Source organism: Pseudomonas laurentiana (assembly GCF_014648275.1).
GTDB lineage: Bacteria > Pseudomonadota > Gammaproteobacteria > Pseudomonadales > Pseudomonadaceae > Aquipseudomonas > Aquipseudomonas laurentiana.
Genome location: NZ_BMQU01000034.1, coordinates 1 through 15,078 on the forward strand (window position 1 = coordinate 1; position 15,078 = coordinate 15,078).

General features: G+C 59.9%; 13 protein-coding genes and 2 tRNA genes. 13 read left to right on the forward strand and 2 right to left on the reverse strand.

The features are described 5' to 3' along the window. Positions 1-116 precede the first annotated feature (116 nt). The 7 genes from IE038_RS22355 (at position 117) to IE038_RS22385 (ending at position 3,921) form a co-directional block, all read left to right on the forward strand. Positions 117-192, forward strand: a tRNA-Ala gene (locus IE038_RS22355). Between the two features lie 44 nt (positions 193-236). Next, positions 237-312: transfer RNA gene (locus IE038_RS22360), tRNA-Glu, on the forward strand. Between the two features lie 166 nt (positions 313-478). Then, positions 479-1,018 carry a TetR/AcrR family transcriptional regulator gene (locus IE038_RS22365; protein ID WP_163939876.1) on the forward strand — a complete coding sequence of 180 codons (540 nt, stop codon included), beginning with the start codon at positions 479-481 and terminating at the stop codon, positions 1,016-1,018. A gap of 21 nt (positions 1,019-1,039) precedes the next feature. After that, positions 1,040-1,873 (forward strand): alpha/beta fold hydrolase, encoded by an 834-nt coding sequence (locus tag IE038_RS22370; protein WP_189396312.1) that lies wholly within the window; start codon positions 1,040-1,042, stop codon positions 1,871-1,873. A gap of 44 nt (positions 1,874-1,917) precedes the next feature. Beyond that, positions 1,918-2,358 carry an acyl-CoA thioesterase gene (locus IE038_RS22375; RefSeq protein WP_163939889.1) on the forward strand — a complete coding sequence of 147 codons (441 nt, stop codon included), beginning with the start codon at positions 1,918-1,920 and terminating at the stop codon, positions 2,356-2,358. A 49-nt stretch (positions 2,359-2,407) separates the two neighbouring features. Beyond that, positions 2,408-3,367, forward strand: a complete 960-nt coding sequence (locus tag IE038_RS22380; RefSeq protein WP_189396313.1) for a tRNA dihydrouridine synthase — start codon at positions 2,408-2,410, stop codon at positions 3,365-3,367. Positions 3,368-3,477: 110 nt separating this feature from the next. After that, positions 3,478-3,921, forward strand: a complete 444-nt coding sequence (locus IE038_RS22385; RefSeq protein ID WP_099775446.1) for an Hsp20 family protein — start codon at positions 3,478-3,480, stop codon at positions 3,919-3,921. A 360-nt stretch (positions 3,922-4,281) separates the two neighbouring features. Here the strand turns inward: IE038_RS22385 and IE038_RS22390 are convergent, their stop codons facing one another. Both IE038_RS22390 and IE038_RS22395 read right to left on the reverse strand, forming a co-directional pair. Further along, positions 4,282-7,578, reverse strand: coding sequence for a PAS domain S-box protein (locus IE038_RS22390; RefSeq protein ID WP_163937466.1), 3,297 nt, complete (start codon positions 7,576-7,578; stop codon positions 4,282-4,284). Between the two features lie 74 nt (positions 7,579-7,652). After that, the gene (locus tag IE038_RS22395) at positions 7,653-8,525 is read right to left on the reverse strand and encodes a LysR family transcriptional regulator (RefSeq protein WP_189396314.1); all 873 of its coding nucleotides are present in this window, start codon (positions 8,523-8,525) and stop codon (positions 7,653-7,655) included. A gap of 130 nt (positions 8,526-8,655) precedes the next feature. Between IE038_RS22395 and leuC the strand changes: the two genes are divergently transcribed. From leuC to IE038_RS22425, 6 genes are all read left to right on the forward strand, one after another. Continuing rightward, positions 8,656-10,089, forward strand: coding sequence for a 3-isopropylmalate dehydratase large subunit (gene leuC, locus IE038_RS22400; protein WP_163937463.1), 1,434 nt, complete (start codon positions 8,656-8,658; stop codon positions 10,087-10,089). Next, positions 10,086-10,730, forward strand: coding sequence for a 3-isopropylmalate dehydratase small subunit (gene leuD / locus IE038_RS22405; RefSeq protein WP_163937461.1), 645 nt, complete (start codon positions 10,086-10,088; stop codon positions 10,728-10,730). Before leuC ends, leuD begins: the two co-directional genes overlap by 4 nt. A 66-nt stretch (positions 10,731-10,796) precedes the next feature. After that, complete coding sequence (locus IE038_RS22410) at positions 10,797-11,564, forward strand: methyltransferase domain-containing protein (protein ID WP_163937458.1); 768 nt, start codon at positions 10,797-10,799, stop codon at positions 11,562-11,564. A 52-nt stretch (positions 11,565-11,616) separates the two neighbouring features. Continuing rightward, positions 11,617-12,699 carry a 3-isopropylmalate dehydrogenase gene (leuB, locus tag IE038_RS22415; RefSeq protein WP_163937455.1) on the forward strand — a complete coding sequence of 361 codons (1,083 nt, stop codon included), beginning with the start codon at positions 11,617-11,619 and terminating at the stop codon, positions 12,697-12,699. Between the two features lie 67 nt (positions 12,700-12,766). Next, complete coding sequence (gene asd, locus IE038_RS22420; protein ID WP_163937452.1) at positions 12,767-13,879, forward strand: aspartate-semialdehyde dehydrogenase; 1,113 nt, start codon at positions 12,767-12,769, stop codon at positions 13,877-13,879. 158 nt (positions 13,880-14,037) lie between these two features. Continuing rightward, entirely contained in the window at positions 14,038-15,048 is a 1,011-nt protein-coding gene (locus IE038_RS22425; protein ID WP_189396315.1) for an aspartate-semialdehyde dehydrogenase, read from the forward strand. The last annotated feature ends 30 nt before the right edge of the window (positions 15,049-15,078 follow it).

Below are 15,078 nucleotides of genomic sequence, written 5' to 3' on the forward strand. Positions count from 1 at the left end.
AGTGGCCTAGGACACCGCCCTTTCACGGCGGTAACAGGGGTTCGAGTCCCCTAGGGGACGCCAGTTTTACACAAGCGACATCGTAAGAGGTCGCTGCGCCGCGAGGCGAAAAATCTGGGGCTATAGCTCAGCTGGGAGAGCGCCTGCATGGCATGCAGGAGGTCAGCGGTTCGATCCCGCTTAGCTCCACCAATTTTGCCAGGATTCGTGAAAACGGATCTGCACGAAGGTTACAAGTCCCCTTCGTCTAGTGGCCTAGGACACCGCCCTTTCACGGCGGTAACAGGGGTTCGAGTCCCCTAGGGGACGCCAATTTACCCGCTTTGCGGGATTTCAAGGCTCATTCGATTATTGAATGAGCCTTTTGTTTTTGTCTCGGAAAAAGTTTTAAGCCTGGTGCGATGAGCAGCGGGCGTTTTTCGCTTGCCAAAAAATATTATGAGCATAATATTTCAATCATAATATTTTGAGGTGCGTCATGAACGACAAGAAGGCAAAGACCCGCGATCGGATTCTCGAAGCGGCTTGCAGTGCGCTGATTCAGCACGGCCCGGCCGAGCCCAGTGTCAATCAGGTGATGGGCGCGGCCGGTTTAACCGTCGGCGGTTTCTATGCTCATTTCGACAGCAAGGATGCGTTGATGCTCGAGGCCTTTCGGCAGTTACTGGGCGAGCGTCGATCTTTGCTGGCACAGGTCGATCCGGCACTTGAGGGTGAGGGGCGTCGGGCCCTCGTGGCGGCGTTCTACCTGTCGCGCAAGCATCGGGATGCGACCGAGCATGCCTGCCCGCTGCCCACCTCCTTGAGTGAAATGACGCGTTTGCCCGACAGCTTCCGTCAGGTTCTGGCCGAACACATCGAACTGATGATGGCTCAACTGGCCGACCGCCCTGAGGATGCCGACAAGGTCTTGGCTGACCTGGCGTTGATGGTGGGCGGGTTGGCATTGGCACGTGCATTGGGCACTGATGAGCTGTCCGATCGTGTCCTGCGTGCTGCCAAGTCTGCGGTGATCTGACCGAGTAATAGGAGCGAAGCGATGAGCCGTCTGAGCTGGATTCGTGGCGTAAACGGTACCCTTGGCTGGCTGTTGCCAGAGCGTGTGGCGAGTACGATGCGCCAGGCCTTCATGACTCCGCGTAACCTGCCGCCCAAGGCGTGGGAGTTGCCCCTGTTGGCCAGTGCCGAGCGCATAACCCTGCGTTTCGGGCTTTCGGCGTTGCGTTGGGGGCAGGGGCCTGCGGTGTTGTTGATGCACGGCTGGGAAGGCCGGCCAACCCAATTTGCACATTTGATCCAGGCACTGGTGGCCGCCGGGTACACGGCGGTGGCGCTGGATGGGCCGGCCCATGGGCATTCTCCGGGGCGCCAGGCACATGTGGTGCTGTTCGCACGCGCATTGTTGGAAGCGGCTGCCGAACTGCCGCCGTTGCGTGCGGTGATCGGGCACTCGATGGGCGGTGCCAGCGTGTTGCTGGCGTTGCAGTGGGGCTTGCGGGCCGACGCCGCTGTGAGTGTTGCGGCCCCGTCTCGTCTGCTTGAGGTGCTGCGTGGTTTTGCCCGGCACCTGGGCATGCCATCGCGGGCCCGAGCCGCGTTCATTCGACAAGTCGAGCGGGATGTCGGTGTGCAGGTGTCGCGGCTCGACGTTAACGGTTATCAGCTCGAGCTGCCTGGATTGATCGTGCATGCGCAGAACGACGAGCGGATTTCGCCCAGTGAGGCGCAAGCCATTCATGACGCCTGGTTTGACAGTCGCTTGTTGCTGTTGCCTGACGGTGGGCATCAACGGGTGTTGTCGGCACCTCAGTTCATTGAAGGGGTATTGGCATTGCTTGAACGAAGTACTTTGACTTCGCGCCAATCAGCCTGAGCATCCGTTACACTCTGCCCGTCTACCTGGTACCTGGAGCGGGCATGAGTTGGGATCTGGAAACGCCATTCATCATCGATTTGTGCGTTGGTGCTGAAGATATCGATGGTCTGGGCCATGCCAATAACGCGGTCTATGTGACCTGGCTGGAGCGTTGCGCCTGGCGTCATTCCCAGCGTCTGGGCCTTGATCTGGTCGAATATCGGCGGCTTGACCGGGCCATGGCTGTGGTACGGCATGAGATCGATTACCTGGCCAGTGCCTATGAAAACGATGAGTTGCAGTTGGCGACCTGGATCGTCGATTGGGATCAGCGCCTGAAAATGACACGTCGTTTTCAGTTGGTGCGCCCCAGCGATGGCACCACCTTGTTACGGGCGCAGACCACCTTTGTCTGCATCGAGTTGTCCACAGGCAAGCCCAAGCGAATGCCCGCAGCGTTTCTTGAGGGGTACGGTCAGGCGCTGATGGCCGGGGCCCGGTAAACCCGGGTTTTTGCTAGACTGCCCGCCTTCTTTGCTCGAGACACAACCTATGCAAATTGCCCTGGCCCCCATGGAGGGGCTGGTCGACAACATTCTGCGCGACGTCCTGACCCGGGTTGGCGGCATCGACTGGTGTGTCACTGAGTTCATTCGGGTCTGCGACCGTTTGCTGCCGGCAGCGCACTTCCACAAGATGGCGCCTGAACTGGCTTCGGGTGCGCAAACGGCAGCCGGTGTAGCCCTTCGCGTGCAATTGCTGGGCTCCGACCCCGTCTGTCTGGCCGAGAACGCCGCGCTGGCCTGCGAGCTTGGCGCGCCGGTGATCGACCTGAACTTTGGCTGTCCGGCCAAGACGGTGAACAAGTCGCGTGGTGGCGCGGTGTTGCTCAAGGAGCCTGAACTGCTGCACGCCATTGTTCGCGAAGTGCGGCGGGCAGTGCCGGCGCATATTCCGGTGACCTCGAAGATGCGCCTGGGGTTTGACAGCCCAGACGGTGCGCTTGACTGCGCCACGGCATTGGCCGAAGGCGGCTCGGCCCATCTGGTGGTGCATGCGCGCACCAAGGTGGACGGTTACAAGCCGCCTGCGCATTGGGAGTGGGTGGCGCGGGTACAGGATGTAGTCAAGGTGCCAGTGTTTGCCAATGGTGAGGTCTGGACCCTCGAAGACTGGCGGCGTTGCCGCGAAATCAGTGGTGTCGAGGACATCATGCTGGGTCGTGGCCTGGTGTCCCGGCCAGATCTGGCACGGCAGATCGCCGCCGAGCGCGATGGGGTCGAATTTGTGCCGCTGGATTGGCAGGCGCTGTTGCCGTTGCTTCAGGATTTCTGGCTCCAGGCTAGGGCGGAGCTGACGCCACGTGCGGCGCCGGGGCGTTTGAAGCAGTGGGTGGCGATGCTGACCCGTACCTACCCCGAAGCGACCGCGCTGTTCACCGAGCTTCGCCGGGAAACCGACTGTGATCGCGTCGGGCAATTGATCGGTATGCCGTTCATTGAAGCGGCCTGAAAAATTTTTTAGAGGACGCTTGAAATCGTTTGGTGGGTCCACATCTAGGGAGTACGCGATGCCGAATTCGGGTCGCGTTGAACCCCTCGCTGATTATCAGGAGATGTACCATGACTACTGCTTTTTCTCTGGCTCCACTGTTCCGCCATTCCGTTGGTTTCGACCGTTTCAATGACCTGTTCGAATCGGCGGCACGTAACGAAGCGGGTAGCAGCTACCCACCTTACAACGTGGAAAAACATGGCGATGACCACTATCGAATCGTCGTTGCCGCTGCTGGCTTCCAAGAGCAGGACCTGGACCTGCAAGTGGAAAAAGGCGTCTTGACCGTCGTTGGCGGCAAGCGCGACAGCAACGCCGAAAGCGTGACCTACCTGCATCAAGGTATTGCCCAGCGCGCGTTCAAGCTGTCGTTCCGGCTGGCAGACCACATTGAGGTCAAGGCGGCCGCCCTGGCGAATGGCTTGCTCAGCATCGACCTGCTGCGCATCGTTCCGGAAGAGGCCAAGGCCAAGCGTATCCCGATCAATGGGAACCAGCCTGCGCTCAACTAAGTGCGGTAGCGACTAAAAAGGGGCACCTCCGGGTGCCCTCACGCTGCAGACAAACCCCCGCTTTTTAGCGGGGGTTTGTTTATCTAGCGAACGGTGCACGCGCCACGCACTCGCTGACACCGCGCTGACGCCATCGCAGGCAAGCCTGCTCCCACAGAAAATGCAGTGTCCTGTACGGTTCCTTGTGGGAGTTGGCTTGCCAACGATTACAGGCACCGCGCACTAGCTGACACCGCGCTGACGCCATCGCAGACAGAGTATGCAGTGTTCTGCGTGGACTCTTGTGGGAGCCGGGCTTGCCCGCGATGCAGGCACCGCGAATTCTCGGGTACCGCACCTATACCATCGCAGGCAATCCCTTCAGCGGTCTTCAGGAGCCTTCAGCAGCAGTTCACGGAACTCGTTCAGCGGCAATGGTCGACTGTGCAGGTAGCCTTGGTAGAGGTGGCAACCCAATCGTTCAAGAAACTCCAGTTGCTCGGACTGTTCCACCCCTTCGGCAATCACCGCCAGGTCCAGGCTGCGGGCCATTGCGACAATGGCGCGGACGATCTCGGCGTCGTTGGGATCGACCGGTGCATCGCGAACGAACGATTGGTCGATTTTCAGTGCGTCCACAGGTAGTCGTTTGAGGTAGGTCAGTGACGAGTAGCCGGTGCCGAAGTCGTCCATGGCGAAGCTGACGCCAAAGGCCTTGAGTTCACGCATTTTGCTGATGGTGTCTTCCAGATTCTGGATCACGATACCTTCGGTGATTTCCAGCTTGAGCATCCGGTAGGGCAGGTTATGGTCATCCAGGCTGCGGCGTATCCGTTCGACGAAATCGTTCTGGCGGAACTGCCGTGGGCTGATGTTGACGCAGAGACTGAATTCATCGGCATCAATCAGGCCGTCTTGCAGCATTCGTGCGCAGGCATCACAGGCGTCGTCGAGGATCCAGTTGCCGACTTCAAGGATCAGGCCGCTCTCTTCCAGCACCTGGATAAACTGGCTGGGGGGTTGCTGGCCAAGTTGTGGGTGATGCCAGCGCAGTAACACCTCGGCGCCGATGATGCGGTTATCGCGGGCGTCGACCTGGGGTTGGAAGTGCAGTGCCAATTCCCCGCGCGCCAGCGCAAGGCGCAGATCGTTCTCCATGCGCAGGCGTTCGCTTGCCGCTTTCTGCATGGTGTTGTGGAACAGTTGAGTGGTATTGCGTCCTGAGTCCTTGGCGCGGTAGAGGGCGATGTCGGCACGCTTGAGCAGGTCGGCCGGGGTCGAGCCGTGGTCGGGAATCAGTGCCACGCCAATGCTTGGGGTGACCTGCAGGCGTTGTCCGTCCAGCGACATCGGTTCTGCCAGCAGCTCTCGGAGGGTGTCGGCCAGGTCGCGGACCTTTTCTTCGACCTCTTCACGGCTGCCTTCCAGGCCGCTGATGAGGACCACAAATTCGTCCCCGCCGAGCCGCGCAACGGTGTCTTCCAGGCGCACGCTTGCTTCAAGGCGAGCAGTGATGATTTTCAGCACGGTATCGCCCACCGGATGGCCGAGCGAGTCGTTGATGTGCTTGAAGTGATCCAGGTCGAGGAACAGCAAGGCGCCGCGCAGGTTGTGGCGCTTGAGCAGGGCAATCTGTTGGCTCAGGCGGTCCATCAGCAAGGCGCGGTTTGGCAAATTGGTCAGTGGATCGTGATAGGCCAGGTGGCGAATCTGTGCCTGGGCGTTTTTCAGTTGGCTGACATCGCGTGCGGTCAGCAGCAGGCAGGCGGTTTCATTGAGGGTGATGGGTTCTACTGAAACTTCCAGGGTGAGCACTTCACCCCGCTTTGTGCGCCCGAGCATTTCCCGGTGGTGGACCCGGCCCTTCTCCTGCAGCTCGATCAGCAGTGCTGCCCGTTGTTTTTCATCGGCCCATACACCGATCTCCATAGCGCTGCGGCCAATCACTTCGGTGGTTGTGTAGCCGGTCAAGCGACAGAAACCGTCGTTCACCTCCAGGTAACGACCACTGTCACGCTCGGTGATGGTGATTGCGTCTGGGCTTGAGTGGAAGGCTTTGGCGAACTTCTCTTCGCTGGCTTTCAGTGCCGCTTCGGCGCGTTGTTGCTGGGTGATATCACGCAGGGTGGTAACGCTGCATGGCTCGCTGTCCACCTTGATCAGGCGGCTGGAAATGACGCAGGTCAGTGGTTGGCCATCCTTGTGATTGACCACCACGGCGACATTGTTCAGGGCCTGATCGCGAATCACCTGCTCAATACGCTTGGCCCGTTCGCTCGACTCGGCCCACAAGCCGATCTGTTGCGCGGTGCGCCCCAGGACTTGTTCGGCGTTCCAGCCAAAGGTCTGAGTAAAGGCCGGGTTGATTTCGATGAATTGACCACTGTCCTGGCGGGTCACGCAAATCGGGTCTGGGCTGACCTGGAACAGGCTGGCGAATTTTTCCTCCGAGCTGGTCAGGCGCTGTTCGCGTTCAACCTGTTCGGTAATGTCGAGGAGGGTGCCGGCCATACGCAGTGGATTGCCCTGTTCGTCGCGGTAGAGGCGCGCTCGACTTTCGATGTAGCGTGAAGTGCCGTTTTCCAGCTGGATACGGTAGGTAATCTGGTAATTGCCGGCCGGGCCTTCGCGCAGGCTGCGGTAGGCTTGGCGCATGGTGCTGCGCTCTTGCTCGGGTACCCCTTCGAAGAAGGCTTCGAAAGACTCATGGAAGGGCACCGGGTCAAGGCCGTGCAGCTGTGCGGCGCGGGCTGAACCGTAGAGCATGCCGCTGGGAATATGCCAGTCCCAGGTACCCAGTTGTGCTGAGTCCAGGGCCAGGTCAAGGCGTTCCTGGCTGTCTTTGAGTGCCTGTTCGGCACGTTTGCGTTCACTGGTGTCGACAAACGTGCTGAGCAGGTAGGCGACACCTTCCATCTCGATACTCTGCGTGCTGAGTATGCCGTCGTGGATCTGCCCGCTGCCGGCGCGGAACTGCACTTCCAGGGTGATGGGGTCGTTGGTGTTGCGGGTGGCCTCCAGGATCTGGTGGCGTTGCTGTGGATTTACCCACAGGCCCAGCTCCAGGGTGGTCTTGCCGATCACCTGATGGCAGGGCCAGCCCAGGGTTTTCTCAAAATGCTGATTGACCTCATAAATCTGCCCGTCGACGCGTCGTGTCAGCAGGATCACGTTGGGGCTGAGGTGGAAGAGGGTGGCGAAGCGTTTCTCGGAATTGATCAGCGCGGCTTCCCGTTCGCGTTGACGAGTGATCTCGCGTATGACCCCGATCATCTGCGGCTTGCCGTGTTTGTCATGGGTCAGGCTGCCGTTGATTTCCAGCCAGTGAACACTGCCATCCGGCCAGCGAATGCGATGGCGCAAGGCCTGGTCTTGTGGTTCACCGGCCATCACCGCATAGAACGTCTGAAGGGTTCGCGCGCGATCCTCCACGGGCAACAGTTCGAGATAGTCGAGGTCGTTGGGCAGTGGCTGCTGCGGGTCAAAACCGAACAGGGCCTGGGTTCCGCGGGACCAGCTCAGGCGCCCACTTTCCACATCCCAGAACCAGGCGCCCAGATGCGCGCCATTGAGAGCGGCCAGCAGTTTTGTGGCGCTTTCCCAGGTTTGCTCGGATTCCTGAGGGTCGGCTGCGTGTATGCGGGGCAGGCGCGGAAACCGGTTTGCTGATTTGGGCATCGATACCAGACCTTTGGCGAGTAACACATCCTTTGGATCAGAGCCTTCCGTAAGCGTTCAGGCAGGGCTCAAGGTCATACTGCGTGGCTGTCGAGCAAAGCCATGAAGGCTTTGGCGGCATTCGATAACGTTCGCTCAGTGTGCAGAATGTAGCCTAGTTGTCGCGACAGTTGTATGCCTGGCAAGGCGATGGATGCGACCTGATCATCGAGCATAGTGCGTGGTAGCACACTCCACGCCAGCCCGATGGAAACCATCATCTTGATGGTTTCCAGATAGTTGGTGCTCATGGCGATGTTAGGGGTCAGGCCCTGGGCTTCAAACAGGCGTTGAACAATATGGTGGGTGAAGGTATTCCCGCCGGGAAATACCGCCGGATGGTGCGCGATATCGGCCAGGCTCACCGCGCCCTTGCGCGCCAGCGGGTGTTCGGGGGCGGCGACGAAGTCCAGTGGGTCGTCCCAGACGGGCACGGCGCGAACCAGGGCATGAGGCTCGGGTGCCAGGGTGATGACGGCAATTTCGGCCCGGCCATGAAGAATCTCTTCATAGGCCACTTCCGAGTCGAGGAACTGAATGTCCAGTGCGACGGACGGAAACTGTCGGGTAAAGGCCCGCAGCAGTGGCGGTAAACGGTGCAGACCGATGTGATGGCTGGTGGCCAGAGTCAGGCGGCCGCTGACTTCGCCGGTCAGGTTGGTCAGTGCGCGGCGCGTGTCGTCCAGTACGTTGAGGATCTGATAGGCCCGGGGTAGCAATGCTCGCCCGGCCTCGGTCAGGTTGACTTCGCGACCCAGACGATCGAACAGCCGTACATCCAGTTGTTGCTCAAGCCCGGCAATGCGTTTGCTGACAGCCGGCTGTGTCAGGTGCAGGCGCTCGCCTGCGGCGGAAAAGCTCCCGGTCTCGGCAATGGCGATAAAAGCATTGAGGTTGGCCAGGTCCACTACTCGGATTCCTTTTGGTTATCCAAAGTATAAAAATTATGAATTTGAGTTATTCAATCTAACCCCATAGCATCGTCCGCACAAGCCAAGTGGTTATTGGCATAGAAAGACGCTGATGAGGAACAGTCTGATGGCCGGCAAAACGCTCTACGACAAGCTCTGGGATTCGCATTTGGTCAAGCAGCGCGACGATGGGTCGGCGCTGATCTATATCGATCGTCACATCATTCATGAAGTGACGTCGCCGCAAGCCTTTGAGGGTCTGCGTCTGGCCAACCGCAAACCCTGGCGCATCGATGCCAACATCGCCACGCCTGACCACAACGTGCCGACCACACCTGAGCGTAAGGGTGGCATCAATGCCATCGTCGATGAGGTATCGCGCTTGCAGGTGCAGACCCTCGATGAAAACTGCGACGAGTATGGCATCGTCGAGTTCAAGATGAATGACGTGCGTCAGGGGATCGTCCACGTTATCGGCCCTGAGCAGGGCGCGACCTTGCCAGGCATGACCGTGGTCTGCGGCGACTCGCACACCTCCACCCACGGTGCATTCGGCGCCTTGGCACATGGTATTGGCACTTCCGAGGTCGAACACGTACTGGCTACCCAGTGCCTGGTGGCCAAGAAAATGAAGAACATGCTGGTGCGCGTCGAAGGCCAATTGCCGTTCGGTGTGACCGCCAAGGATATCGTCCTGGCCGTGATCGGCAAGATCGGCACTGCTGGCGGTAACGGCCATGCCATCGAGTTCGCCGGTAGCGCGATTCGCGATTTGTCCGTCGAAGGGCGCATGACCATCTGCAACATGGCCATCGAGGCCGGTGCACGAGTAGGCCTGGTCGCTACCGATGAGAAGACCGTCGAGTATGTGAAGGGCCGTCCGTACGCGCCGAAAGGCGAGCAGTGGGCGCTGGCGGTTGAAGCCTGGAAAGACCTGGTTTCCGATGCCGACGCAGTGTTTGACACCGTCGTCGAATTGGACGCTGCGCAGATCAAGCCGCAAGTCAGCTGGGGCACTTCGCCAGAAATGGTGCTTGCTGTCGATCAGCGCGTACCAGACCCGGCTGCCGAGGCCGACCTGGTCAAGCGTGGCTCGATTGAGCGTGCCCTGAAGTACATGGGCTTGCAGGCCAACCAGGCGATCACCGACATTCAGCTCGATCGCGTGTTCATCGGTTCCTGCACCAACTCGCGGATCGAAGACTTGCGCGCCGCCGCTGAAATTGCCAAGGGCCGCAAGGTTGCTGCGACCATCAAGCAGGCGATCGTGGTGCCAGGCTCGGGCCTGGTAAAAGCCCAGGCTGAGCAGGAAGGGCTGGACAAGATCTTTCTTGAAGCCGGTTTTGAATGGCGTGAGCCAGGGTGCTCGATGTGCCTGGCGATGAACCCGGACCGTTTGGAGTCGGGCGAGCACTGTGCGTCGACCTCCAACCGTAACTTCGAGGGCCGTCAGGGGGCTGGCGGACGTACCCATCTGGTCAGCCCGGCAATGGCCGCGGCGGCCGCGGTTACCGGTCGTTTTGTCGATGTACGCGAGTTGATTCAAGGGAGCGCAGCATGAAAGCCTTTACCCAGCATACCGGCCTTGTCGTCCCGTTGGATCGCGCCAACGTCGACACCGACCAGATCATTCCCAAGCAGTTCCTGAAGTCGATCAAACGTACGGGTTTCGGCCCTAACCTGTTCGATGAATGGCGCTACCTGGATGTCGGTCAGCCCTATCAGGACAACAGTAAACGTCCGAAAAACCCGGATTTCGTGCTCAACCATGAGCGTTATCAAGGGGCAAGTGTGCTGTTGGCGCGGGAGAACTTTGGTTGCGGTTCCAGCCGTGAGCACGCACCGTGGGCGCTTGAAGAATATGGTTTCCGTACCATTATTGCGCCGAGCTATGCCGACATCTTCTTCAATAACAGCTTCAAGAACGGCTTGCTGCCGATCATCCTGAGCGATGAGGAAGTCGATGCACTGTTCAAGCAGGTTGAAGCGGCTCCAGGTTATCAACTGACGGTCGACTTGCAGTCGCAGACTGTTACCCGTCCGGATGGCAAGGTGTTGAGCTTCGAGATCGACGCATTCCGCAAGCATTGCCTGCTCAACGGTCTGGACGATATCGGCCTGACCCTGCAGGACCGTGATGCCATTGCAACGTTTGAAGCCAAGCATCGTGCCAGCCAGCCTTGGCTGTTTCGTGACGCCTGATTGATGTATTGAGTTTGCCGACGTTGTCGCTGGCATTGCCAGCGACATGGCCCAGGAGATCTGCCGATGACCCGCAGTACTGTCCACACCGAAGTCGTCCAGCGCCAGTTCGGCGAACAGGCCGCCGCGTACCTGAGTAGCGCCGTGCATGCTCAAGGTACCGAGTTCGGCCTGTTGCAGGCCGAGTTGCGCGACCAGGGCAGTGCGCGAGTACTGGACCTGGGCTGTGGCGCAGGGCATGTGAGTTTTCATGTCGCGCCGCTGGTCGGTGAGGTCGTCGCCTACGACCTGTCGCAGCAGATGCTCGATGTGGTGGCTGCCGCCGCCACTGAGCGTGGTCTTGGCAATATCGTTACCGAGCGTGGCGCGGCTGAGCGCTTGCCGTTTGCCGATGCCTCGTTCGATTTCGTGTTCAGCCGCTACTCGGCGCACCACTGGAGTGATCTGGCCCTGGCGCTGCGTGAAGTGCGGCGCGTATTGAAACCGGGCGGGGTTGTGGCGTTCATTGATGTCATGTCGCCCGGCAGCCCGTTGCTCGACACCTACCTGCAAACGGTCGAAGTGCTGCGTGACACCAGTCACGTGCGCGATTACTCGGCGGCCGAGTGGCTGCAGCAGGTCAGTGAAGCCGGGTTGTTCACGCGCAGTCACAGTCGCCAGCGTTTGCGTCTTGAGTACACCTCATGGGTGGAGCGCATGCGTACTCCCGCGCCGATGCGCGCAGCCATACTCCAATTGCAGCAGGCGATGGGCGAGGAAGTGCGGCAGTATTACCAGATTGAAGCCGACGGCTCCTTCAGCACCGATGTGCTGGTATTGTGGGCCGAGCGCTAGTTTTCTTGGTGGGCCCGAGTGGGCGCACCGCTTGAATTGAATAGAGGAAAGCATGAGCAAGCAGATTCTGATTCTCCCAGGTGACGGTATTGGTCCGGAAATCATGGCCGAAGCGGTCAAGGTACTGGAGCTTGCCAATGACAAGTTCCAGCTGGGCTTCAGCCTTGAGCACGACGTGATCGGTGGTGCGGCCATCGACAAGCATGGCGTGCCACTGGCCGACGAAACCCTGGAGCGTGCGCGCAAGGCTGACGCCGTGCTGCTGGGTGCTGTCGGTGGGCCGAAATGGGACAAGATCGAGCGTGATATTCGTCCTGAGCGCGGCTTGCTGAAAATTCGTTCGCAGCTCGGCCTGTTTGGTAACCTGCGCCCGGCCATCCTCTATCCGCAATTGGCTGATGCCTCGTCGCTCAAGCCTGAAATCGTCGCCGGCCTGGACATTCTCATCGTCCGTGAGCTGACCGGTGGTATCTACTTCGGCGCCCCGCGTGGTACGCGTGAGCTGGAAGGTGGTGAGCGTCAGGCCTATGACACCCTGCCGTACAGCGAGAGTGAAGTGCGTCGCATCGCCCGTGTCGGTTTCGACATGGCGCGCGTGCGTGGCAAGAAGCTCTGCTCGGTCGACAAGGCCAACGTGTTGGCTTCCAGCCAACTGTGGCGTGAAGTCGTCGAGCAGGTGGCCAAGGATTACCCGGACGTCGAACTCAGCCACATGTACGTCGACAACGCCGCCATGCAACTGGTTCGTGCGCCCAAGCAGTTTGACGTGATTGTCACCGACAACATGTTTGGCGACATCCTGTCGGATGAGGCTTCCATGCTTACCGGTTCTATCGGCATGCTGCCTTCGGCGTCTCTGGATGCCAACAACAAGGGCATGTACGAACCTTGCCATGGCTCGGCACCGGACATCGCCGGGCAGGGTATTGCCAACCCGTTGGCGACCATCCTGTCCGTCTCGATGATGCTGCGTTACAGTTTCAACCAGACCGTGGCCGCCGATGCCATTGAAAAGGCGGTGAGCCTGGTTCTGGACCAGGGCCTGCGTACCGGCGACATCTGGTCGGCTGGTTGCAGCAAGGTGGGTACGCAGGAAATGGGCGACGCAGTAGTCGCAGCGCTGCGGAATCTGTAATCTCTCTGGCCCGCTGCCTATTTTCCCTTAAAGGCAGCGGCCCACTTTTAGCAAAGGTGTAGTTGCGATGAAACGTGTAGGTCTGATCGGTTGGCGCGGTATGGTCGGTTCCGTGCTCATGCAGCGGATGCTGGAAGAGCAGGATTTCGATCTCATCGAGCCGGTGTTCTTCACCACCTCCAATGTGGGTGGCCAAGGTCCGGCAGTGGGCAAGGACATTGCTCCTCTCAAGGATGCTTACAGCATTGAAGAGCTCAAGACCCTCGACGTCATCCTGACCTGTCAGGGTGGTGACTACACCAACGAGGTGTTCCCAAAGCTGCGTGAAGCCGGCTGGCAGGGTTATTGGATCGATGCTGCTTCCAGCCTGCGCATGCAGGACGACGCAGTCATCGTGCTGGACCCGGTCAACCGCAAGGTGATCGATCAGCAACTGGATGCCGGCACCAAGAACTACATCGGTGGCAACTGCACCGTCAGCCTGATGCTGATGGGCTTGGGCGGGCTGTTCGAAGCCGGTCTGGTCGAGTGGATGAGTGCCATGACCTACCAGGCCGCTTCCGGTGCTGGTGCGCAGAACATGCGTGAGCTGATCCGTCAGATGGGCGCTACCCATGCTGCCGTTGCCGATGACCTGGCCAACCCGGCCAGCGCCATTCTCGACATCGACCGCAAGGTTGCCGAGACCATGCGCAGCGAGGCTTACCCGACCGAGAACTTCGGTGTGCCACTGGCGGGCAGCCTGATCCCGTGGATCGACAAGGAACTGCCAAACGGTCAGAGCCGTGAGGAATGGAAGGCCCAGGCCGAGACCAACAAGATCCTTGGGCGCTTCAAGAGCCCGATCCCGGTCGATGGTATCTGCGTACGCATCGGCGCCATGCGTTGCCATAGCCAGGCACTGACCATCAAGCTGAACAAGGATGTGCCGATCGCCGATATCGAAGGCATGATCAGTCAGCACAACCCTTGGGTGAAACTGGTGCCTAACCAGCGTGAAATCAGCATGCGTGAGCTGAGCCCGACCAACGTTACCGGTACCTTGAACATCCCGGTAGGTCGTCTGCGCAAACTGAACATGGGTTCCCAGTACCTGGGCGCGTTCACCGTAGGTGACCAACTGCTGTGGGGTGCTGCCGAGCCGCTGCGCCGCATGCTGCGGATCCTGCTGGAGCGTTGATCGCTACCGTAGTGGACACCGAAACCCGCGCTGCCTGACAGCGCGGGTTTTTTATTTTCAGCCCGCCTGTTCTTGAAGCTTTCCTGCCGGCTTGAGGTGTCCCTTGGGGCAGAATCCAAGTAAAGTGCCGCTCCCGCCGTACCCGCAGAGGATTTTTCATGAGTCAGCCCATCAATATTGCCGTGATCGGCGCCACCGGAACGGTCGGCGAAACCCTTGTGCAGATTCTTGAGGAGCGCGATTTTCCGCTGGGTACGTTGCACCTGCTGGCGAGCATAGAGTCGGCCGGCAGCTCGGTGGCATACCGGGGCAAGAACCTGCGCGTACGCGAGGTGGATGCGTTTGATTTCAGTCAGGTCCAGTTGGCGTTCTTTGCCGCCAGCCCGGCCGTGACCCTGAGTTTCGCCCCCCGTGCGCAGGCCGCCGGGTGCGCGGTGATCGACCTGTCCGGTGCCTTGTCGGCCGATCAGGCGCCTGCCGTCGTGCCGGAAGCCAACGCAGCCCTGGTTGCCAGCCTGGCGGCGCCCAAGCAGCTGCGCAGCCCGAGTGCCGCAGCAGTGGCGCTGGCGGTGGCATTGGCACCGCTCAAGGGCCTGCTGGCGCTGGAGCGTGTGCAATTGACCGCGTGCCTGGCGGTTTCGGCCCAGGGGCGTGAAGCAGTCAACGAACTGGCGCGGCAGACGGCCGAGTTGCTCAATGCGCGTCCGCTGGAGCCGCGTTTCTTCGACCGGCAGATGGCGTTCAATCTGCTGGCTCAGGTTGGCGCCTGTGACAGTGAGGGGCATGGTGCGCTGGAGCGTCGCCTGGTCGCCGAGTTGCGTGAGCTGCTGGCGTTGCCTGAACTAAAGATTTCCGTGACTTGCGTTCAAGTCCCGGTGTTTTTCGGCGATAGCTACAGTGTGTCGTTGCACAGTCGTACGCCGGTTGATCTGGTGGCGGTGAATGCTGCCCTGGAGTCAGCTGAAGGGGTGGAGCTGGTCGATGCCGGTGACTACCCGACGCCGGTTGGTGACGCGGTGGGGCAGGATGTGGTCTATGTAGGGCGGGTGCGTGGTGGTATCGACGAAGCCGGGCAGCTCAACCTGTGGCTGACCACCGACAATGTGCGCAAAGGCGCGGCCTTGAACGCAGTGCAACTGGCGGAATTGTTGATAAAAGACTTTACGTAAAAGATACTTGGCGACAATTTGCACAAAGAT